The 20,514-nt window shown below is 65.5% G+C and carries 18 protein-coding genes and 2 tRNA genes; 15 read left to right on the top strand and 5 right to left on the bottom strand.

Going from position 1 to position 20,514, the window contains the following annotated elements; all coding sequences use genetic code 11:
* Positions 1-23: 23 nt before the first annotated feature.
* Complete coding sequence (locus F8O06_RS09350; RefSeq protein ID WP_158038340.1) at positions 24-1,256, bottom strand: DUF2075 domain-containing protein; 1,233 nt, start codon at positions 1,254-1,256, stop codon at positions 24-26.
* 54 nt (positions 1,257-1,310) lie between these two features.
* On the opposite strand from F8O06_RS09350, the gene F8O06_RS09345 reads away from it, so the two are divergent.
* Positions 1,311-2,222 carry a DMT family transporter gene (locus tag F8O06_RS09345; protein ID WP_158038339.1) on the top strand — a complete coding sequence of 304 codons (912 nt, stop codon included), beginning with the start codon at positions 1,311-1,313 and terminating at the stop codon, positions 2,220-2,222.
* Between the two features lie 30 nt (positions 2,223-2,252).
* Here F8O06_RS09345 and F8O06_RS09340 read toward each other — a convergent pair whose 3' ends face one another.
* Positions 2,253-3,632 (bottom strand): MFS transporter, encoded by a 1,380-nt coding sequence (locus tag F8O06_RS09340; protein ID WP_158038338.1) that lies wholly within the window; start codon positions 3,630-3,632, stop codon positions 2,253-2,255.
* 241 nt (positions 3,633-3,873) lie between these two features.
* Here F8O06_RS09340 and folP point away from each other — a divergent pair, with 241 nt between their 5' ends.
* The 5 genes from folP to F8O06_RS09315 all read left to right on the top strand — a co-directional run bounded on the left by folP (position 3,874) and on the right by F8O06_RS09315 (position 9,091).
* Positions 3,874-4,785, top strand: coding sequence for a dihydropteroate synthase (folP, locus tag F8O06_RS09335; RefSeq protein WP_158038397.1), 912 nt, complete (start codon positions 3,874-3,876; stop codon positions 4,783-4,785).
* A 32-nt stretch (positions 4,786-4,817) separates the two neighbouring features.
* A complete protein-coding gene (locus tag F8O06_RS09330; protein ID WP_158038337.1) occupies positions 4,818-5,573 on the top strand; it encodes a dihydrofolate reductase family protein in 756 nt (251 codons plus the stop codon).
* 28 nt (positions 5,574-5,601) lie between these two features.
* Positions 5,602-6,714, top strand: coding sequence for a hypothetical protein (locus F8O06_RS09325; RefSeq protein ID WP_158038336.1), 1,113 nt, complete (start codon positions 5,602-5,604; stop codon positions 6,712-6,714).
* Between the two features lie 131 nt (positions 6,715-6,845).
* The gene (cyoE, locus tag F8O06_RS09320) at positions 6,846-7,871 is read left to right on the top strand and encodes a heme o synthase (protein ID WP_158038335.1); all 1,026 of its coding nucleotides are present in this window, start codon (positions 6,846-6,848) and stop codon (positions 7,869-7,871) included.
* A gap of 50 nt (positions 7,872-7,921) precedes the next feature.
* Positions 7,922-9,091 (top strand): winged helix DNA-binding domain-containing protein, encoded by a 1,170-nt coding sequence (locus F8O06_RS09315; RefSeq protein WP_158038334.1) that lies wholly within the window; start codon positions 7,922-7,924, stop codon positions 9,089-9,091.
* A gap of 131 nt (positions 9,092-9,222) precedes the next feature.
* Here the strand turns inward: F8O06_RS09315 and F8O06_RS09310 are convergent.
* Positions 9,223-9,294 (bottom strand) — tRNA-Gln (locus F8O06_RS09310).
* Positions 9,295-9,410: 116 nt separating this feature from the next.
* On the opposite strand from F8O06_RS09310, the gene F8O06_RS09305 reads away from it, so the two are divergent.
* Positions 9,411-10,376, top strand: coding sequence for a 3-methyladenine DNA glycosylase (locus F8O06_RS09305; RefSeq protein ID WP_225733457.1), 966 nt, complete (start codon positions 9,411-9,413; stop codon positions 10,374-10,376).
* Here the strand turns inward: F8O06_RS09305 and F8O06_RS09300 are convergent.
* Positions 10,354-11,091, bottom strand: a complete 738-nt coding sequence (locus F8O06_RS09300; RefSeq protein WP_158030977.1) for a VIT1/CCC1 transporter family protein — start codon at positions 11,089-11,091, stop codon at positions 10,354-10,356. The two genes, F8O06_RS09305 and F8O06_RS09300, sit on opposite strands and share 23 nt — an antisense overlap.
* Before the next feature lie 223 nt (positions 11,092-11,314).
* Between F8O06_RS09300 and F8O06_RS09295 the strand changes: the two genes are divergently transcribed.
* The 4 genes from F8O06_RS09295 (at position 11,315) to rarD (ending at position 13,694) form a co-directional block, all read left to right on the top strand.
* On the top strand, positions 11,315-12,187 hold the full coding sequence (locus F8O06_RS09295) for a glycosyltransferase (protein WP_225733456.1): 873 nt from the start codon (positions 11,315-11,317) through the stop codon (positions 12,185-12,187).
* A gap of 24 nt (positions 12,188-12,211) precedes the next feature.
* Positions 12,212-12,490 carry a metal-sensitive transcriptional regulator gene (locus F8O06_RS09290; RefSeq protein ID WP_158030978.1) on the top strand — a complete coding sequence of 93 codons (279 nt, stop codon included), beginning with the start codon at positions 12,212-12,214 and terminating at the stop codon, positions 12,488-12,490.
* A gap of 92 nt (positions 12,491-12,582) precedes the next feature.
* Positions 12,583-12,658 (top strand) — tRNA-Glu (locus F8O06_RS09285).
* Positions 12,659-12,785: 127 nt separating this feature from the next.
* Positions 12,786-13,694, top strand: a complete 909-nt coding sequence (gene rarD / locus F8O06_RS09280) for an EamA family transporter RarD (protein ID WP_158038333.1) — start codon at positions 12,786-12,788, stop codon at positions 13,692-13,694.
* Here rarD and F8O06_RS09275 read toward each other — a convergent pair.
* Positions 13,636-15,189, bottom strand: coding sequence for a PucR family transcriptional regulator (locus F8O06_RS09275; RefSeq protein WP_192496903.1), 1,554 nt, complete (start codon positions 15,187-15,189; stop codon positions 13,636-13,638). The two genes, rarD and F8O06_RS09275, sit on opposite strands and share 59 nt — an antisense overlap.
* A gap of 192 nt (positions 15,190-15,381) precedes the next feature.
* Between F8O06_RS09275 and gabT the strand changes: the two genes are divergently transcribed.
* The 4 genes from gabT (at position 15,382) to F8O06_RS09255 (ending at position 20,385) form a co-directional block, all read left to right on the top strand.
* Positions 15,382-16,728 (top strand): 4-aminobutyrate--2-oxoglutarate transaminase, encoded by a 1,347-nt coding sequence (gene gabT / locus F8O06_RS09270; RefSeq protein WP_158038331.1) that lies wholly within the window; start codon positions 15,382-15,384, stop codon positions 16,726-16,728.
* Positions 16,729-16,730: 2 nt separating this feature from the next.
* Positions 16,731-18,191, top strand: coding sequence for an NAD-dependent succinate-semialdehyde dehydrogenase (locus tag F8O06_RS09265; RefSeq protein WP_158038330.1), 1,461 nt, complete (start codon positions 16,731-16,733; stop codon positions 18,189-18,191).
* Between the two features lie 312 nt (positions 18,192-18,503).
* Positions 18,504-20,006: an amino acid permease gene (locus tag F8O06_RS09260; protein WP_158038329.1), complete on the top strand. Its 1,503-nt coding sequence runs from the start codon at positions 18,504-18,506 to the stop codon at positions 20,004-20,006.
* 10 nt (positions 20,007-20,016) lie between these two features.
* Positions 20,017-20,385 (top strand): FKBP-type peptidyl-prolyl cis-trans isomerase, encoded by a 369-nt coding sequence (locus F8O06_RS09255; protein WP_158038328.1) that lies wholly within the window; start codon positions 20,017-20,019, stop codon positions 20,383-20,385.
* Positions 20,386-20,514: the final 129 nt, after the last annotated feature.

Genomic DNA, 20,514 nt, shown 5'->3' with positions numbered 1-20,514 from the left:
CGCCGCACCTGCCCGGTGCGTGATCACAACCGTTCGGCCCTGGCACGCGGCCGACCCCCGAGCGCCGCTGCCAGGGCCTGATCGTGCGCATAGAGGCCCAGCCCTCGCCGCGCACGCGTCAGCAGTGTGAGCAGCGCATCTCGCAGAATGCGTTCGCGAGCCTGTTCGACGTCGCCATCAGACCAGCCTCGGGCACGCAGCGCGGTCACCCCGTTCAGGGCTGCGCGATCTTCGTAGCGCTCGGGCAGCATCCGCAGACGCCCGTCTGACGACAGCGCCACCGATGGGCCGAGCAGCACGCCGGCCCAGTCGAGATCGAGGCCCTGCACCGTGTAGACCGAGCCGACCTCGTCGACGGTGTCGGCTCGCGTCGTCCAGGGCTCCGGCTCATCTGGGCGGTAGCGGTCCCAGCGAATGTGCAGGCCCGGCTCATCGATGAAGTGATCGCCGCCGTCGAGCGTGTACGGGTAGTCATAGGTCGAGAGCATGCGGGCTGAGCCCTCGCCATCGTGGCTGCGGATCGCACGGTAGAGCGCCCCGGCGTCGTCGAAGACACGGATGCCGAAGTCGCCGTCGCCTGCGGGCGGCGGTTCGACGGGTGCTCGCCCCGAGACCGTGCGGTCGATCCAGTCGCGCACCGCCAGCGAGGCTCCCATGCGGTGCTGGCGTTTCAGCTCGCCGCGTTCGACGGCGGCACGGCCGATCACCTCGTCGAGCAGCTTCGGCGTCCACTGTGCACGCATGCGCAGCACCTGAGCGTCGTCGTAGACCACGATGGTGACGCGGCTCGCTGCGATGATATCGGCGAGCTGGTTGCTCCCGTGAAAACGGGTGTACGGATCGGGGCGGGTGAGCAGCAGATGAGCCTCATCGACCAAAGCGACGTCGGCCTGCTTCGCTTCGTCGCGGGCCGCAGCGTTGATGAAGGGCGTCGGCCGCAGCACTTGGGCTTTCCGCAGCACAGGAGTGCGCTCGGCGAGCTCGCGGTAGCGTCGCCACATCTCGGCATGATTGACGAGCATGCGGATGCGACCGTGCGCCAGCGGGGCAGGCGCCTGCGCAGAGCGGGCGCGTTCGGTCAGCGCGATCAGCAGGTGTGAGAGCAGCACGCTCTTGCCGGTGCCGGCAGCGCCCTGCACGAGGAACACTGCGTGACGCTGCGACGTCGACAGGCAGCGATCTGTGAAGGCGATGATGCGGTCGAAGAGCCGCTGCTGGTCGTCGTCGAGCGGAGCCAGCAGAGAAGAGGGAGTCACAGTGGGCGAGTGTAGCCCCGTGCCGCAACGGCGTCGAACGAGTACAGTGCCGCTATGACCTCACAGACCGCACGCAGCCTGCGTGCCTCGGCAGCCATGATCGGAGCCACCCTGTTCTGGGCGGTGCACTATCAGCTGAGCGCCTTCGTACTGCAGGGCATGTCGGCGGTCGGGCTCACCTTCTGGCGCTGGGCGATCGCCGCCGTGCCCCTGCTGGTACTGGCTCAGCTCATCGAGCACCCCGACTGGCGAGCGGTGGTGCGTGCGCTGCCGCGGCTGGTCGTGCTCGCCCTGCTGGGGCTGGTCGGCTACAACCTACTGCTCTATGCCGCGCTGCACTTCACCACTCCGGTCGGCGCGTCGCTGGTGAATGCGGCGAACCCGGCGCTCATGGTGCTGCTGTCTGTGGTGCTGGTTGGGCAGCGAGTGTCGAAGGCCGGTGTCTTGGGCATCGGGCTGAGCCTGGTGGGCGTCGTCGTGGTGCTCACCCGCGGCAGCTGGCAGACGCTCGCCGGGCTTGACTTCAACGTCGGGCAGCTCATCATGCTGGGAGCCATTCTGGTGTGGAGCCTCTACACGATCTACGGGCGCGTGCCCGGCGTGCGGCCGATCACGTCGACCGCGGTGCAGGCGGTGCTGGTCTGCGTGATGCTCGGCCCCTTCGCCGTGGTGCAGCAGGCCGGGCTTCCTCTGGAGGCGCCCGGCACACTGTGGGGGCTGATCGTGATCGCGCTGCTGCCCTCGGTCGCGTCGTACCTGCTCTGGAACAGCGCTGTGAGCGTGGTGCCTTCGTCGACGGCGGCGATCTACCTCAACCTGATCACGGTGTTCGTCGTGCTGATCGGCCTCGCCCTCGGCCAGCCGCTCACCGTCTCGGCTGCGCTGGGCGGCATCCTCATCATCGCCGGTGTCGTGATCACCAGCTTCGCCGCGGCCCGTCGTGGCACGCTCGCCCAGGCGACCTAGATTCGTGAGACGCCACGGGGGAACCCGAACTCAGGCATCGGCGGGAACCTCACGGTGGCGTTCAGGGAGGGCGATCAGACAGACCAGACTCAGCGCCATCGCCGCCACGAGAAAGATCGAGATCGAGACGGTGGTGCCGGTCGCGACCAGAAGCCGGTTCGCGATCAGCGGGGAGAAGCCGCCACCGAGCGCCGCGCCGATCTGAAAGCCCAGGCCGATGCCTGTGTAACGCTGCGCCGGTGCGAACAGCTGTGAGAACCAGGTGAGCATCGGGCCGAACATGATGCCGGCGATGACGAAACCGATCACGATCGCCATGGCGGCGTCAGCCGACGAACCAGCGGTGAACAGCGAGAACATGGGAAAGGCGTAGAGCGCGAGCAGCACCGCTCCGGTCAGGATCACCGGCTTGCGGCCCACCCGGTCAGAGATCACGCTGCTGAGCAGAATCGTCACGGCGTGCCCGAGGCAGCCGAACAGTGTGCCGGTCACGAGCACACTGCGCTCGAGGCCGAGCCCGTGCTGGGCGACCGGCTCGGTGCCGAACGAGAGCAGAAAGGTGAAGAGCACATACTGAAACGCGTTGAAGCCGAACATCACACCCGCCGCTCCGAGCACGCGACCCCAGCTGTGCCTCAGCGTCTCGGCGATGGGCCGTTTCGCGACTTTGCGTTCGCTCTGCAGCTGTTTGAACACGGGCGTCTCGTCGACGTGCAGACGCGTGACCAGGCCGACGACGAGCACGAGACCGCCGAGCAGGAACGGGATTCTCCATGCCCACGAAGCCACGACATCCTGCGGCAGCAGCAGAATCAGCAGAAATGACAGGTTCGCAAGCCCTGCGCCGATGGGCGACCCCAAGGTCACGAAGCTGCCGTACAGGCCGCGCCTGCCCTTCGGTGCGTGCTCGATCGCGATGAGTGCCGCACCGCTGACCTCGCCGCCGCGGGCGATGCCGTGCACGAGACGCAGAAAGAGCAGCAGCAGCGGGGCCGCGATGCCGATCGTCGCGTGACTCGGCAGCACACCCATCAGAAACGTCGCAGCACCCATCAGGGTGAACGTGGCGATCAGGGTGTTTCGGCGGCCCAGCCGGTCGCCGAAGTGCCCGAAGAGCAGCGCGCCGATCGGTGCCATCAAGAACCCGACCGCGAAGGTCACGAACCCGAGGAACGCCCCGAACCACGGGTCGTCGACGACGAAGAACACCTTGTTGAACACCAGCGAGGTGGCTGTGGCGTAGAGCGCGAAGTCGTAGAACTCGAGTGCCGTGCCGACCCCCGAGGCGAGGGCGAGGCGACCGAGCAGGCCGTGACGAGGCTGCGTCGCGGCGGGCGGGTCATCGGGCAGGTGCAGCTTCGGTGATGGCTCGTGGGTTGTGCGCTGATTCACTGTGATCTCTCTGTGCATGGGGCCGATCGTCTGATCGGATTCGGGGCCGTGCCGCCGATGAGAGAGAATCGCACAGATGCGAAAGGCCGCTCGATCGGCGGCCTGAATGTGTGCGCGGTGCGCGGGTCAGTGCCGTCGGAAGGACGGCCACCACCAAGCGCTGCGCGAGAACTGCATGGCCATGACTATACACCCGGCCGAACGCGCCGCAGCCTCCGGTGCGCTGTCGTCGGGCAGGCGTCTGCGAGACAATGGGCGCATGCGCATCAGCGAACCGACTTCGGGTCACCTCTATCAGCCCCCGCTGCAGCACCCTCGTCGCACCATCGGTCGGCGCAGCTTCGATTTCTCTCGCCAGATCGCGGTGATGGCGATCGTCAACCGCACACCAGACTCGTTCTTCGACGAGGGGCGCACCTTCGCACTCGATGCGGCCGTCGAGGCGGCGATGGATGCGGCGCGGGCCGGTGCCGACTGGGTCGACATCGGCGGGGTCAAGTTCGCCCCCGGGCCAGAGCTGCCGGCAGACGACGAGGTTGCACGGGTGCTGCCCGTGGTTCAGGCGGTGGCGCAGAGCAGCGACGTGGTGATCTCGGTCGACACCTTTCGGCACGAAGTGGCCGAAGCGTGCATCGAGGCCGGTGCGGCGGTGGTCAACGACACCACCGGGCTGCACGATCCAGACGTCGCACGAGTGGTCGCCGACAGCGATGCGACGCTTGTGATCACGCACAGTCTGGCCCGGCCTCGCACGCCGTTTCCGCATCCGCACTACGACGACGTCGTGGCCGAGGTGACGACTTTTCTGCGCCGTCGCGTCGACCGGGCGGTCGAACTCGGCGTGCCGATCGAGCGCATCGTGATCGACCCCGGGCACGACCTGAACAAGAGCACCCGGCAGACGCTCGAGCTCACCCGTCGCTTCGCAGAGATCGCCGAGATCGGTCTGCCCGCGCTCGCGGCGGTGTCGAACAAAGACTTCATCGGCGAGACACTCGATCGAGACAAGCCCGACCGGCTGGCCGGGTCGCTCGCCGCGGCGACGATCTGCGCGATGCAGGGAGCCCGCATCGTGCGCATGCACGCCGCGCGGGAGTCGGTCGATGCGATGCGGCTCGTCGAAGCCGTGCTCGGGTGGCGCGAACCGGCCTACGAGCGGCACAACATCTGAGCTCTGTCAGCTGCTGCCGGTAGGGTCGAAGCATGAGCGAGATCACCGAACTCATCACGACGAGCGATGCGGCGACATCGCTGAGCGACGACGACCTGCTGCGGCGCTACGCCTGGCCAGCCGGTGACGGCGTGCGCATCCGACTGAACTTCGTGAGCAGCCTCGACGGCGCGGTCACGGTCGGGGGCGTCTCAGGGCCGCTGGGCGGCGAGGCCGACCACCGGGTCTTCGACCTGCTGCGTCGCCGGGCGCACGTGGTTCTGCTCGGTGCAGGCACCGCACGTGACGAAGGCTACGGGGCGATGCGCGTCGACGACGCCTCGGCCGCGTGGCGTGAGGCGCACGGCCTGTCTCGACATCCCGCCTTCGCACTGGTCTCGGGCCGGGCCGCTCTCGACCCGGGCAGCGATGTCTTCGTGAACGCGCCGACACGACCGATCGTCTTCACGCTGGCCAGTGCCGACGCCGATCGTCGTGCTGCGCTCGCCGAGGTGGCCGAGGTCGTCGTCGTGGGCGAGACAGAGATCGACATGACTCGGCTCGTCGCCGCACTGCACGCACGCGGTCTCTGTGACGTGCTGTGCGAGGGCGGCCCTCATCTGGCATCGGCGCTTTTCGACGCCGATGCGGTCACCGAACTGTGTCTGTCGCTCGACGCCCTCGTCGTCGGCGGCGACGGCCCGCGTCTGACGCACGGCGTCGCAGAGTTCTCCCGGCGCTTTCGTCTCTGCGACGCTCTGCGTTCAGACGATCTGCTGCTGCTCAGATATCGCCGGGCCCGAGACTAACCTCGCAATCGATCGACAGGAGGCCATCATGCCGACGCGACCAGAGCATCCGCCGACAGCAGAGCAGGACCACAGCGAGGCACCCGACGCACGCACGATGACATGGCGGCGTCGCAGCCGGCGCACCGCCGCGCTGGGCGCACTGCTGTGCACGGTGCTCGCCCTCAGCGGGTGCGTCGGGCAGCAACGAGTCAACGACGCCCGAAGCATCGACCAGCTGATCACCGGGCTGCCGGGCGTCAACAGAGAGAAGAGCGATGTGAGGTTCAACTCGGGCATCGACTCTGGCAGCAGTCTTCAGGTCGACCTTGCCTTCGACGCGACGGCGACACCTGAGCAGACGCAGCAGGCCGTCGCCCAAGTGCAGCAGGCGATCGATGACTCGTCACTGCACGACGTCATGTACGGCAGTCTTTCGGTCGAACTCGGTGACGTCGATTCGAGCATGAGGTTCTCGCTGCCGATCGAGGTCGACGAGGCCGGCATGCGTGAGCTCGTGCAGACGATGAGCGGGCGGCCAGAGGCCAGAGTCGATCTTACGCGTCTGCACTCATCTCGATATCGCAGCGATCGGCCCGTTGCAGATTTCAGTCAGACGCTGCGCGCCGACACCCTCGGTCAGGCGGTTCCGCAGCTGACATCGACCTTCAGCGCATTGCAGCTGCAGCACGTCGACGTGCGCGATGCCGCCATCACCGTGATGGGCCCGGGCTACGAGACGTATGAGCAAGAGGGCCTGATCGCAGATATCAGCGCAGACGAGCCCGGTCTGTGGAATGACGGCTACGTGCAGCTCTTCGGCGACCTTGACGCCGTGCTCGAGGGGCTGCCAGCGGGCATCGTCCGGCGCCCGTCGTGCACGCTGACGTCAGGGCAGGCGTCGAAGCCGGCGACCGGGCAGACAACAGAACCGGCGACAGAGTGCCGCTTCGAGTTCTACTCCAGCGACGGGCAGACGGGGGTGAGAGGTCTTGACGCCGACGAATTCAGGCAGCAGACGATCGCTGCCATCGAGCAGGTGTTCGCGAAGCACGGAGGCGCTTACACCCTTGACGCCACCGTCGAGGGGAGGTCCTACCCGATGCAGTCGTCAGGCGGTTCCGCGTCTGGGCCCGAGAGTGCTTCGCCGTCACCCCGGTAGCAGGTGCTCGCCGCGTCGCTTCGATCGGGTGAGTGACCAGAGAGACGGCACGAGCGTGTTAGCCTACAACTTTGGAATGTCTGCCTTCGACTTCTCGTTGTCGAGGGTGAGAGCGAACGAGGTATAAGGGCATGAGTGTGTCATCCGAGCGTGCGGCCGACGATGCCCAGACGTCGTCGGGAGGTCACCGGAGCACCTCGGAACAGGCCGCCGCTGCGCAGCCTTCGCCGACACCCGCGGCTCGGCCCGGCACCGATGCCGCGATCGCCTCTCGGCATGCCGGGGAGTCGCTGCGTGATGTGATCGCGCGCTACTACTCGCTGACCAAGCCAGGGGTGCTCTATGCGAACGTGCTGAGCGCCGTCGCAGGCTTTCTCTTCGGCAGTCAGAACGGCGTCGATCTCTTCTCACTCGTGATCGTCACGGTCGGCACGACGCTGATCGTCGGCTCGGCGACCGTGCTCAACAACGTGCTTGATCGCGACATCGATCAGCGCATGGAACGCACCAAGAAGCGGGCGACCGTCACCGGGGGAGTGCGGGCCAGACGAGCGACGATCTTCTCGATCGTGCTGGGGCTGCTCGGCGCTGCGGTGCTGGGCCTCTGGTCGACGCCGCTGGTGCTCGGCCTCGGAGTGTTCGGCTTCGTCTGCTACGTCTGGCTCTATGGGGCGACCTCGAAGCGCATGTCGTATCACGGCACTCTGGTCGGGTCGGTCTCGGGCGCGGTGCCCATTCTCGCGGGCTATGTGGGGGCCACAGGGCGTGTGGATGCTGGGGCCGTACTGGTCTTTCTCGCGCTGTTCTTCTGGCAGATGCCCGAGTTCTATTCGATTGCGATCTATCGGCGCGAGGAGTACGCGGCCGCAGGCGTTCCTGTGATCACCGTGGTGAAGGGCGTGCCGACGACCATCGTGCACATCTTCGTCTACACAGTGCTGTACGTTGCGAGCGTGGTGCTGCTCGGCGTGCTCGGGTTCGCCAGTCTGACCACCACCAGCGTGTTGGGGCTGCTCGGCGTCGTGTGGATCGCGATCGGCGCGCTCGGCTTCACGACCTCAGACAAGATCGCCTGGTCACACCGCATGTTCGGGTTCTCGCTCGTGTCGATCATGGCGCTGTGCATCATGCTCGGTCTCGATCCCTGGCTGCCGTAGCCGTATCGGCCCTCGCAGCGGCAGACCTGCACGGCGAATAGAGTGATGCCATGGCCATCGCACTCAGCACGCCGCAGATCGCAGCAGCCCGGATCTCTGCGCAGCTGCTCGATGCGGCCGTTCGTGAACCGATGCATTCGCCATGCAGCGCGTCTGCGTCGAATGACGTTCTCGAGGCTGCTGAGCATCTGCTCGCGTTGCAGGGGCAGAACTCCTTCGCCGCTCAATGGGCCCTGGCTCTGCGAACGGGGGCTGCAGCGCAGACGATTCGGGCGGCTTTCGACCAGGGGCTGATCGTGCGCTCTTGGCCGATGCGCTCGACGGTGCACCTCGTGGCGGCGGCAGACATCGGCTGGATGCAGCAGGCCACGAACCACCGCGTGCTCAAAGACTGGCCCAAGCGCCGTGCGCGTCTGCACCTCGATCTTGCCGTCGTCGATCAGGTGCGTGAGATCACTCGCCAGGCTCTGTCGGGCGGGCGACGGCTGCATCGAGATGCCCTGATACAGGTCTGGCAGGATGCCGGGGTCGAGATGCGAGCGGGCTGGTCGTACCACCTGGTGTGGGCGCTCAATCAGCTCGGCGAAGTGGTCTTCGGGCCGATGAACGACAATGGGCGTGATCTCGATCTGGTGCTGGCCGACGAGTGGATCGTCTCACCGCGGGTGCACGAAGGAGACGAGGCGCTGGCCGAGCTCGCCCGACGCTACATTGCCGGTCATGGCCCTGCGACTGCAGCAGATCTCAGCTGGTGGACGGCTCTGACCATGCGAGAGAGCGGCAGGGCGTTGCGCCTCGCCGCATCAGACGATGAAGGTCAGCCGCTCGTGGAATGCGTCGGCCCCAATGACGAGGGGCTGTGGGCGACCGAGAGGCAGCTGCAGAGAGTGCTGGGCGAAGACGGGACGACGGGGCGCACTGGCACTGATGCTCTGGCGGTGACCTTGGCGCTGCCTGCCTTCGACGAGGTTCTGCTCGGCTATAAGGACCGTTCGGCCGTGCTCGACCCGAAGTTCGGGCCGCTGGTCATGTCGAAGAACGGTCTGGGGCAGCCCACCGTGCTGAGTGACGGTCGCATCCGTGGTGTGTGGAAGACCAAGACCGCTGAAGTCAGCCTGTTCGCTGGCGAGAAGATGAGCACGCGTGGTTCGGCAGCCCTCAAGCGCTCGATGCAGGCCTACGGACGTTTCAGCGCGGGAAGCGGCTTGGTGGAGCGATAGCGGAAGTCTGCCGAGAAGGTGCCGAATAGGCTGCGGCATTTGAGCGTCTGCGAAAGGAAAGGCTGCAAGAAAGGCTGACAGTCGGTCGGCGTGAACGGATGAAACCCGATTCTGCCTTGATATCTCTAGTGCTGGGGTACCTGGACTCGAACCAAGAATAACGGTACCAGAAACCGTCGTGTTGCCAATTACACCATACCCCAAGGGCAGTTGCGCATCCGTGTGCACGTTTGCGAACCGAGAGTCAACGATAGGACATTCTCATCCAGAACACAACTCGGGCTCGAAGAGGCTCTGCGCAGCGCCGTACGATGGGGGAGTGACCACCACCCAGCCTGCCGTTTTCGAGCGCCTCTCGGTGCAACAGTGGCGGGTGCGTGAGGCTCGACACAGGCAGCGCGCAGATCAGCTCACCGCTGGCTGGCGCAGGCGTCGACAGACCGGCGAGGCCAACGAGGTCGAAGACTTCCTCTTCACCTACTACTCGTATCGGCCTGCGCTGCTGCGGCGCTGGCACCCGGGCGCAGGCATCAGACTCGAAGGAGCATCCGCCGAACCCCGTGCCCAGTGGCGCTGGTACGCGACCGACGAGGCCGACGTGCTCGTCGATGCGGGCGCCCTTCTCGCCGACCGCGCCGACACGGTCGGCTTCGTCGAAGGCCTGCTGCGCCGCACCGCTGCACGCCGCGCCAAGCTGGGCTGCTCCTGCCTGCACGAGTGGGCGATGGTCTATGGCATGCGCGACGGGCAGGAGCGGCATACGAAGCTGCCGCTGCGCCTGGGTCATGCCGGCACCGATGCCGTGGTCGAGTCGAGCCGCATCGAGTGCACGCACTTCGACGCCTTCCGCTTCTTCACACCCGTCGCCCGACCGCTGAACGCACTGCAGCCGACGCGCGAGACGCAGACGGAACTCGAACAGCCGGGCTGTCTGCACGCGAACATGGATCTCTACAAATGGGCCATGAAGCTGGGCCCGATCATTCCCGGGGAGCTGCTGATCGACACATTCGAACTCGCTCGCGAGGTGCGAGATCTCGACATGCAGGCATCGCCCTATGACGTGCGCCGTTTCGGCCTCGAACCGGTGCGCATAGAGACGCAGCAGGGGCGGCGGGAGTTCGCCGTGCGACAGCAGAGCTTCGCGTCACGAGCCAACGTGCTGCGAGAGCGCATGCTGCAGGCGATCGCGCGGGCGCGGCAGGCGGCGTCGGCGGATGCTGTGGCGAGCCCGCCTGCAGCATCCGGGCCGGGCGAGTCGATCAGTGCGCGTCGACGCCGATGAGCATGCCGACGGCGTAGGTCACGGCCACGGCGATGAGGCCGAGCAGCAGCTGGCGTGCCGCCCCTCTGAACCAGTTGCGCCCTGAGACCTTGGCAGCGATGCCGCCGGCGAGCAGCAGGCCGATGCAGCCGGCGATCAGGCCGGTCATGAGCGAGCCGATGCCGAAGAGGTAGGGCAGAATCGGCACGATCGCTCCCATTGAGAAGAACAGGAACGAGAGCAGGCCCGCGGCGACGGGTGACGGGCGATCATCCGGGTCGATGCCGAGCTCCTGCATGAGATGCACGTGCACAGTGCGGGTCGAGACCGACGTGCTGTGAATCTCGGCGGCTGCAGTGTGTGCGGTCTGCTCGCTCATGCCCATCTGCTGGAACTCACGTGCGAGCTCGGCCTGCTCGCCGACCGGGTTGCGCTTCTGCGCGGCCACCTCGATGGCAATCTCTTTGTCCAGCTGCTCGTTCTGGCTGCGCACCGAGGTGAACTCCCCGAGAGCCATCGAGAACGCACCGGCCAGCAGGCCCGAGATGCCGGTCAGCAGCACCACGTGGTTCGAGGCACCGGCCGCGCCGATGCCGGTGATCAGCCCGATGTTCGAGACCAGGCCGTCCATCGCACCGAAGACCGAGGCACGCAGCCAGCCGCCGCTCACATTCGCATGCGTGTGGTCGTAGGTGTGCGGATTGGTCGGATCGATCACCGTTGCCGCTGCTGACATGGAGTCAGGCCTCCTCGTGAGAACTGGTCTTCTGGGTGCGGATGCTGCTCGCAATGGGTGCCATCGCCGCGTCTGAAGGCCACCGTAGAACGAGATATCGGGTCAACACCACCGTCATCTGGGTGTTCGGCGGTGAGAACTTTATCGATCTGCAACGTCGAATCCTGACGACGGTGCGGTGGTGCGGCTAGGGTGGAGGGCGACAGACTGGAAAGGAACCGCAGTGACCGCAGAGGTTACCGGCTTGCTCCCTAGCGTCTCGCTGATCATCCCGGCGTACAACGAGGAAGAGCGCATCGAGGCGTGCCTGCGGGCGGCGATCGCACAGACCGTGCCGCTCGACGAGATCATCGTCGTCGACAACCGCAGCACCGACGGCACCGCAGACACGGTGCGGCGTGTGGCTCGACAGCACCCGAATCAGGTCGTCCGTCTGATCGCTCAGAACGAGCGTCAGGGGCTTATACCCACTCGTGACGCGGGGTTCGACGCCGCTACCAGTGATGTGCTCGGCCGTATCGACGCTGACTCGCTGCTGGCTCCGGAGTGGAGCCGAGAGGTGCGGCGTGCTTTTCGCAACCAGCACATCAGTGCGCTTACGGGCCCGGTCATGTATTACGACATGCCTTTTCGTCGTTTCGGCCTGCGTGCCGACGATCGGTTTCGCAAGCTGCTGATGCGACTGAACCGGGAATACCGGTTCGTCTTCGGCAGCAACATGGCGGTGCGGGCCGACGCCTGGCACCTGATTCGCGACGAGGTGTGCCCCGATGAGGGTGATCTGCTGCACGAAGACATCGACCTGTCGATTCATCTCGCCGAGAACGGGCTGTTCGTGGGCTACGAGTCGAACATGGTCTGCGGCATCTCTGCGCGACGCATGGACTCCAAGTTCCGCGACTACAGCGACTACGTGCAGCGCTTTCGCCGCACCTACCGCGCGCACAGCCTCAACCGCGGCCTTGAGCGCATTCCCCAGGCCGTGCTCTACATGATCTATCCGTCTCTGCACGGGCTGCGACAGATCAGACATCTCGGCACAGAAGACGTCGAGCGCAGCAGTCTGCCGAGCGTGCCTGTGCTCAGTCGTCGTTGAGTGCGACAGCGTAGTCTGGGCAGCATGATCGACGACATCAAGAAGCGTGCTCTGCATCGCGTGCGCATCATCGAGGGGCAGCTGCGCGCCATCGAGCGTCAGATCGAAGACGAAGACTACTGCGTCGACATCGTCACACAGTCACTTGCGGTGCAGCGGTCGCTCGCCTCGTTGAACTCGCTTCTCGTCGAGAACCATCTGCGCACCCATGTGCCGCATATGCTGCAGGCCGGGGGAGACGAACGCGAGCGCGCCATCGACGAGATGGTGCGCCTCTACGGCATCAAAGGTCGAGCCGACTGAACCCTGCGGGCGCAGACGACACGCCCGAAACATGCGCCGGAATTGGTGTGTGTGATCGAAACTGTGGCATAATCATCTGGTTGCTTACAGACGGCCCCATCGTCTAGCGGCCTAGGACATCGCCCTCTCACGGCGGTAACGCGGGTTCAAATCCCGCTGGGGTCACCAAGAGCTCAAGGCTCGTATTCAGTCACTCGGCTGATGCGGGCCTTTTGCATTGCCGCTTCCCATCCCGACTGCATATTCGCATTGCGAATGTCTGCGCGTTCGGCCGACACGAAGAAATGGAGCTGCGATGGCGCAGACGACGAAGTCAGGCGTGAGCGCGTCGGTCTCGGCATCGGTGATGTTCGGTCTGATCTCGCTGCTGACCAGCGAGCTGTCGGCGTTTACCTCAGAAGAGGTCACTGCGTGGCGGATCGTCTGCATCGTCGTGCTGATGGCAGTCTTCTTCACGGTGCACCGGGACTGGGACGCCATCGGGCGCCTGATCCGCCGCATCCTCCATGACCCCCGCCGCATTGTGGTGCTGCTGGGATGCTCGGCAATGGTGACCGCACAGATTTGGGTGTTCATTTGGGGGCCGATGCACGGGCACGCGCTCGACGTCTCGCTGGGCTACTTTCTGATGCCGCTCGTCGTGGTCGCCGCCGGCCGTTTTCTCTTCAAAGATCGTCTCGACCGCTGGCAGTGGGCGGCCGTCGCGCTCGCGGCTGTCGCCGTGATCATCGAAGTGCTCATCGTCGGCGGGTTCTCGTGGCCGACCGCGCTGGTGGGCTTCGGGTATCCCGTCTACTTCGCCGTGCGCCGTGCGGCCGGCATGGACGATGTGCGCGTGTTCTGGCTCGAGATGCTGCTTGCTGCTCCGTTCGCGGTCTGGCTGCTCTCTCAGGGGGATGTCGCAGGCACGCTGGCGCGACAGGCCGGCCCGGCGTGGTGGTCGTTCGTTGCGCTCGGCGTGCTCAGTGGTGTGGCGATGATGCTGTACATCCTCGCCAGCGGCCGACTGAACCTCACTCTCTTCGGCATGCTCAGCTATCTCGAGCCGGTGCTGCTCTTCGCCGCGGCGCTGCTGCTCGGGGAGCAGCTGCTGACAGCTGATCTGTTCGTCTACACCGTCATCGCGGCGGCCCTGGCATGCATGCTCATCTCTGGGCTTCTCCCGCTGCTGCGGAGAGGTCGTTCGGGTCGTCTGTCGCGCTGAGCGCCAGCCAGACCTTTGTGCGGGTCTCGAAGGTGTCGAGGTCGAGATCGAGCAGAGAAGCTGCACGAGCGACTCTGTTGCGCACAGTGTGCCGGTGCACGCCGAGACGCGTTGCAGCGGCTTCGGCCTGGCCGTTCTCTTCGAGCCAGACCCGCAGTGTGCGGCGCAGCTCTGCGCCCTCTGACGCATGGCGCTGATCGAGGGGCGCCAGGAGCTGCGCCGCCACGACCTCGAGCATCGAGCCGCGCAGCAGCGTGGGCCAGCCGGCATCGGACAGATCGTCATAACGGACGACCGCTCCGGGTTCGGCGTCTGCGACGACGCGTCTCGCCTGCTGAATCAATCGGCTGAGCGGCAGATTCGTGCTGAGCTGTGAGATGCCGGCCCCCACATGTTCGCGCAGGCAGACATCCAGGACCGCGTCAAGGTTCTCGCCCGGCGCGACGATGGTGGCCCGGCCGTCACGCAGTCCCCAGAAGATCATGCAGTCGCGCTGCATGCGGTCGAGTGCATCGACCAAGGCGGTCGTGGTGCTGTTCAGCGCGATGACTGTGCGCTCACCCGTCGGAAGTGTCTCATTCCAGAGCCGCTCTGCGAGCCGATTGGCCAGAGCGATGCTTCCTGACGCGGCGATCTCGATGACGCCGTCGCGCAGCACGTGCTGCTGCCGATTGATCGTTCGGTTGAACTCCAAGGTGATGCCGGTGAGCGCTAGAACCGACTCGACGACGTCCAGCTGCACGCCGTCGAGGCGGCTCACTCCGCTGAGCACGAGCATGCCGGCGAGCTTCGGCGGCGCACCGATGGTCTGCACGATGAACTCAGCGCCGTCGGCGCTGATGCGTGCGGCCGAACGTGTGCCGCTTCGGGTCAGACGCTCCATGGCATCGGTGAGTTCCTGCAGCTGTGAATGGGGAAGCGGACGCTGCCTGGCTGAGCCCATCAGCTGGCCGGAGCTGTCGAAGATGGCCACCCCACAGTTCAGCTGCTTGGCAAGCTCCTGCAGCAGGTCGCCCAACCGATTCGACCGCATTGCCGCTCGTGAGATGGCGCGCTGAGCGTCGAGTCCCCACTGAATGTGCTGCTGGTGCTCGCTGTCGAGCAGGTCGTCGGCCGTGCGTATCACCGCGAGAAACGGCACGTGATACGGCACCTCGACAAGTGGCAGGCCGCGCCTGCGACAGGCGTCGACCAGCCCCTCGGGGGGCTCTGCCCACGTGAGACCGGTGCCCAGCCCCATGCCCACGAGGCCGCCGTCGCGCAGCCGACCCACGTACTGGCCGTAGTCGAACCTCTCGACGTCGAACTGCGCTCCGTCGGTCAGGAGCATCTGGCCGGCCGGAAGAAAACGCATCGGATCCACGAGGTTGGAGCTGTACACCCATTCGAGCGGAGCATCGAGCAGCTCGACCGTTTCGGCACCCGTCTCGTCTCCGACGACGGGGCGCAAAGCCAGTTCGCTGATGCCGAGCAGGCGACGTATCGTGACAGGCATGGACAGATTGTACATTGAATGCTGGTCAGATATCCGCGACGTACATGCCAAATGACGGCGTTGTGACCGTAATGTCAATGCCAGAAAAGTGCATTCCGGCACCTTCAGCTCGAACTGCCCAACGTCGGGCTCGCCACGTCTGCGGCGTGCCATCGACATCGGTATCTGTCGCAAACGAATGGAGTACGTCTCATGACTGAACAGAGCATCCCCGTCGGCGGGCCCACCCTCGCCCAGCACCGCAACCTTGTCACCGAGATTCCCGGCCCGAAGTCGCGTGCACTGCACGAGCGCAAGGTCGCCGCAGTGAGCGCCGGCGTCGGCGTCATGCTGCCGACCTACGTCGTCGCCGCAGGCGGAGGCGTGATTCTCGACGTCGACGGCAACACCCTGATCGACTTCGCCTCAGGCATTGCCGTCACCGGTGTCGGCAACTCGGCTCCAGAAGTCGTCGACGCCGTGCAGCACCAGGTCGCACAGTTCACGCACACGTCGTTCGCCACGGTTCCGTACGAGTCGTACATCGAGGTCTCAGAGCGTCTGAACGAGCTGACTCCGGGCAGCTTCGAGAAGCGCACCGCACTGTTCAACTCGGGCGCCGAAGCCGTCGAGAACGCAGTCAAGATCGCGCGCAGCTTCACCGGGAAGGACGGCATCGTCGCCTTCGACCATGCCTTCCACGGGCGCACCAACCTGACCATGGGCCTGACCGCAAAGGCCGCGCCGTACAAGAGCCACTTCGGCCCGTTCGCGAACGAGCTCTATCGGGTTCCCGGGTCATACCCGTATCGTGACGGACTGACCGGCGAAGAGGCCGCGAAGCGCACGATCAGCGCCATCGAGAAGCAGATCGGTGCCGACTCGGTCGCCGCGATTCTGCTTGAGCCGATTCAGGGCGAGGGCGGCTTCATCGTTCCAGCCGAGGGCTTCATGGCAGCACTGGTCAAATGGGCGCACGAGAACGACGTGCTGTTCATCTCTGACGAGATCCAGACCGGTCTGGCGCGCACGGGGCGACTGTTCGCCTCGGAGTACGAAGGCATCGAGCCCGACCTCGTCACGACCGCCAAGGCGATCGGCGGAGGCCTGCCGCTTTCGGCGGTCACCGGCCGTGCCGACGTGATGGATCACCCACAGGCCGGCGGCATCGGCGGTACCTACGGAGGCAACCCGGCTGCCTGTGCTGCAGCGCTCGCCGTCTTCGACAAAGTCATCGACGAGAAACTGGCCGACCGTGCCCTGCACATCGGCGAGGTCATCACGAACCGGATGCACGAGCTGCAGCAGAACGATCCCCGTATTGGCGAGGTGCGCGGTCGTGGAGCTCTGCAGGCCATCGAACTGGTGCACCCAGAGACCAAGGAGCCGGACGCCCAGCTCACGCACAAGATCGCCGAGTACGCGCACAAGAACGGCGTCGTGCTGCTGACCGCCGGCACCTATGGCAACGTCATCCGCTTCCTGACGCCGCTGGTCATCTCTGACGAGGTGCTCAACGACGGCCTCGACGTCATTGTCCAGGCGTTCAAGGAGAACTGAGCATGACCGAGCTCATCGACTACGCCCGCTCGGTCAGCGGCCTCTGGATCGACAACGAGTTCGTCGATGCGAAATCGGGAGAGACCTTCGCGGTCATCGACCCGAGCACCGAGGATGCGTTCGTCGAGGTGGCCGATGCCGGGCTGGCCGACGCCGATCGTGCGCTGGCGTCAGCACACGAGGCGCAGATCGCCTGGGCAAAGGTGGCACCGCGGCAGCGCGGCGAGGTGCTGAGACGTGCGTTCGAGCTCATGATCGAACGCCGTCAGCAGCTCGCCGAGCTGATCTCTCTTGAGAACGGCAAAGCGCTCTCTGACGCGATCGGCGAGGTGACCTATGCGGCGGAGTTCTTCCGCTGGTTTGCCGAAGAGGCCGTGCGCATCGAGGGGGAGTACCTCACCGCGCCGGCAGGTGGGGTGCGCAACCTGGTCACACGCCGACCCGCCGGGGTCGCGGTGCTGGTCACACCGTGGAACTTTCCCGCCGCGATGGCCACACGCAAGATTGGGCCTGCGCTCGCCGCCGGATGCGCGACCGTGCTCAAACCGGCCGGTGAGACACCCCTGACCGCTTTGGCGATCGCGCAGATCCTCGCTGAGTCGGGACTGCCTGCCGGGCTCGTCAATGTGCTGCCGTCATCGCACACGGCTGAGCTCGTCGATCATCTGCTCGACGACCAGCACGTTCGGGTGATCTCGTTCACCGGTTCGACTCCGGTCGGCAAGGTGCTGCTGCGCAAGGCTGCCGACCGTGTGCTCAACACGGCTATGGAGCTGGGCGGCAACGCCGCTTTCGTGGTGACGGCGGATGCCGACGTCGAGGCGGCGGTGGAGGGAGCGCTGACTGCGAAGTTCCGCAACGGCGGTCAGGCCTGTACCGCTGCGAACCGATTCTTCGTGCACGCAGACATCGCAGAGAGGTTCACTCGTCGTTTCATCGAGCGCGCGGCTGATCTCGCTGTGGGGGCGGGCCTCGCCGAGGGCACCGACATCGGCCCGCTGGTCAACCGCAAGTCGGTCGACAAGGTGTCAGAGCTCGTCGCCGCCGCGGTGCGTGAGGGTGCGACCGTCGCGTATCAGTCCGAGGTTCCTGAGACGGGGTACTACGCCCCGGTGACGGTGCTGACCGACGTGACTCCGGCATCCCCGGTGTTCGCCGAAGAGATCTTCGGGCCGGTTGCCTCGATCGCGACCTGGTCTGACGAGGATGCCCTCATCGCATCGGTGAACGACACCGATTACGGGCTGGCTTCGTACGTGTTCGCAGGTGAGCTGCGACATGCCGTCGACATCGCCAACCGTATCGATGCCGGTATGGTCGGCGTGAATCGCGGGCTCGTCTCCGATCCGTCAGTGCCGTTCGGCGGCTTCAAACAGAGCGGCGTCGGGCGTGAAGGCGGGCACGAGGGCATTGAGGAGTATCAGGAGACGCAGTACTTCAGCGTCGCCTGGCCCGGGGCCTGAGACGCCGTCTGACAGCGCCGGTCGGCGTTTGGAGGCTGCGGTGCCGCAGGAGGAGAACTCCAGCGGCACCGCAGCCTCTTTCCTGTGTCAGGACGAATCGGGCCGCCTGTACAGGGCTGTACATGTCGGCCAATCGGTGGACGATTCGGCCAGTTTGCGTAACCCAGCGTTCACGTTGATGCTGCATAGACTTTTGCACGATTCCACAGAGGGACACAGGGAATTCGAGTCGGTGCACAGCCACTCGCAGAACCTGTCCAGAAACAATCTCTTCGCCGCGGTGCGGCGAGGAATGAATAGAGGAACCACATCATGAGTTCTGAGAAGAACGAGAAGCCGACGACTCCGCCAACGGAGGCGGTGTTCACAGTCGGCGAGCTTGACCGTGCCGAGCCGGAACCACGCCTGGCGGGCACGCTGAAACCTCGCCACCTCTCGATGATCGCCCTGGGCGGCATCATCGGAGCCGGCCTGCTGGTGGCGTCCAGCAACGCGATCATCTCGGCGGGCCCCGCCGTCATCATCTCGTATGCCCTCGCGGGCATCGTGATCATCCTGGTGATGCGGATGCTCGGAGAGATGGCCTCAGCGAGTCCGGACACCGGCTCGTTCTCGACCTACGCCACGAAGTTCATCGGGCCGTGGGCGGGGCTGTCGATCGGCTGGCTGTACTGGTGGTTCTGGGTGGTGGTCGTCGGTATCGAGGCCACAGCGGCAGCCAAGATCATCACGAAGTACCTGCCCGGACTGGACCAGTGGATTCCCGCTCTCGTGATCACCGTGCTGTTTCTCGGGCTCAACCTGGTCTCGGTCAAGAGCTTCGGTGAGATGGAGTTCTGGTTCGCCGGCATCAAGATCGTCGCGATCACGCTGTTCATCCTCTTCGGCATCGGCTTGGTGACCGGGATCATCCCGAGTGCGCACCAGGGCGTCGACTACGGTGCACAGGGAGGATTCATGCCGAACGGCATCTCTGGCATCTTCGTCGCGCTGCTGCCGGTCATCTTCTCGATGTTCGGCGCTGAAGTGGCCACTGTGGCCGCAGGCGAGTCGGAGCACCCGGCTCACGCTGTGCGCAAAGCGGTCAACTCGGTCATCTGGCGAATCCTGCTGTTCTACATCGGATCGATCACCATCATCGTGCTGCTGCTGCCACACGACCAGGTCGTTTCGGGCAAGTCTCCCTTCGTGAGCGCACTGGAGTACGTCGGCATTCCAGGCGTCGACGTGGTCATGGACTTCGTCGTGCTGACGGCCCTGCTGTCGACGCTCAACGCATCGCTGTACACCGCATCGCGCATGGCCTACTCGCTGGCCGGTCGTGGTGAGGCCCCGCGGGCATTCCGCAAGGTCAACAGGCACAACACTCCGTACGTGGCCATCCTCGCTTCGGCCATCGTCGGCCTGATCTCGGTGGTCCTGAACTACACGGTGCCCGACTACGTCTTCGCGTTCCTGGTGAACTCGACCGGTGCGACCGCCATCTTCGTCTGGCTCGTCATCGCCGTTTCTCAGCTGCGCAGCCGCCGCATGCTCGCGAAGCAGGGTGTCGTCCCGGGCAAGGCCAACGGCACCATCAAGATGTGGGGCTTCCCGTACATCACCTGGATCGTGATCGTCGCCCTGGTTGCCCTGCTCGCCTACATGACGTTCAACAAGAGTCTGCAGACGCGCATCGAGCTCTACGTAAGCCTGGTCGTCGCTGCAGTGAGCGTCGTGGCCGGTCTGATCGTGCAGCGCCGCCAGAAGCGTCTGGGGCTGCTGTCCGACGGCTCCCCGGCGAGTGCGCAGAGCACTGACGCCGAGTCGAAGTAAGGTTGCTGCCATGACAGAACTCAGCAAACCAGAGATCGACTTTCCGACCGGGCCGGCTCCTGAGAGCCTCGAGATCGAAGACGTCGTCGTCGGCAGCGGTGCAGAGGCCACCGCGGCCTCGACCGTCGAGGTGCACTACCTCGGCGTCGGCTTCGAATCGGGTGAGGAGTTCGACTCGTCGTGGGGACGCGGCGAATCGATCACCTTCCCGCTGCGCAACCTGATCAAAGGCTGGCAGGTCGGCATCCCCGGCATGAAAGTCGGCGGTCGGCGCAAGCTGATCGTTCCGCCGCATCTCGCCTACGGGCCTGCCGGCAGCGGCCACCCGCTGAGCGGCCAGACCCTGATCTTCGTGATCGATCTGCTCGACGTGAAGTGAGTCGATGAACCCAGACGGAAACGTCCGTCGTCGAGAGGCGCCGCCAGGATGTGAAATCCTGGCGGCGCCTCTCTGCGTCAGAGCGCGGCGGCGGAGCCGGGGTTGGGCGGCACGCCCCGGCGGGGCGGG

Source organism: Pseudoclavibacter sp. CFCC 14310 (genome assembly GCF_008831165.1).
Taxonomy (GTDB): domain Bacteria; phylum Actinomycetota; class Actinomycetes; order Actinomycetales; family Microbacteriaceae; genus Pseudoclavibacter_A.
Note: the sequence above shows the minus strand (reverse complement) of the source record. Positions and strands in the feature narration are given on the sequence as shown.

Excerpts from the sequence above, each read along its gene's own strand:
- F8O06_RS09315 (WP_158038334.1), top strand. The coding sequence starts at position 7,922 with ATGGCCATCGCACTCAGCACGCCGCAGATCGCAGCAGCCCGGATCTCT.
- F8O06_RS09275 (WP_192496903.1), bottom strand. The coding sequence starts at position 15,189 with ATGCCTGTCACGATACGTCGCCTGCTCGGCATCAGCGAACTGGCTTTG.
- F8O06_RS09345 (WP_158038339.1), top strand. The coding sequence starts at position 1,311 with ATGACCTCACAGACCGCACGCAGCCTGCGTGCCTCGGCAGCCATGATC.
- cyoE (WP_158038335.1), top strand. The coding sequence starts at position 6,846 with ATGAGTGTGTCATCCGAGCGTGCGGCCGACGATGCCCAGACGTCGTCG.
- folP (WP_158038397.1), top strand. The coding sequence starts at position 3,874 with ATGCGCATCAGCGAACCGACTTCGGGTCACCTCTATCAGCCCCCGCTG.
- gabT (WP_158038331.1), top strand. The coding sequence starts at position 15,382 with ATGACTGAACAGAGCATCCCCGTCGGCGGGCCCACCCTCGCCCAGCAC.
- F8O06_RS09290 (WP_158030978.1), top strand. The coding sequence starts at position 12,212 with ATGATCGACGACATCAAGAAGCGTGCTCTGCATCGCGTGCGCATCATC.
- F8O06_RS09330 (WP_158038337.1), top strand. The coding sequence starts at position 4,818 with ATGAGCGAGATCACCGAACTCATCACGACGAGCGATGCGGCGACATCG.
- rarD (WP_158038333.1), top strand. The coding sequence starts at position 12,786 with ATGGCGCAGACGACGAAGTCAGGCGTGAGCGCGTCGGTCTCGGCATCG.
- F8O06_RS09255 (WP_158038328.1), top strand. The coding sequence starts at position 20,017 with ATGACAGAACTCAGCAAACCAGAGATCGACTTTCCGACCGGGCCGGCT.
- F8O06_RS09265 (WP_158038330.1), top strand. The coding sequence starts at position 16,731 with ATGACCGAGCTCATCGACTACGCCCGCTCGGTCAGCGGCCTCTGGATC.
- F8O06_RS09300 (WP_158030977.1), bottom strand. The coding sequence starts at position 11,091 with ATGTCAGCAGCGGCAACGGTGATCGATCCGACCAATCCGCACACCTAC.
- F8O06_RS09260 (WP_158038329.1), top strand. The coding sequence starts at position 18,504 with ATGAGTTCTGAGAAGAACGAGAAGCCGACGACTCCGCCAACGGAGGCG.
- F8O06_RS09325 (WP_158038336.1), top strand. The coding sequence starts at position 5,602 with ATGCCGACGCGACCAGAGCATCCGCCGACAGCAGAGCAGGACCACAGC.
- F8O06_RS09340 (WP_158038338.1), bottom strand. The coding sequence starts at position 3,632 with ATGCACAGAGAGATCACAGTGAATCAGCGCACAACCCACGAGCCATCA.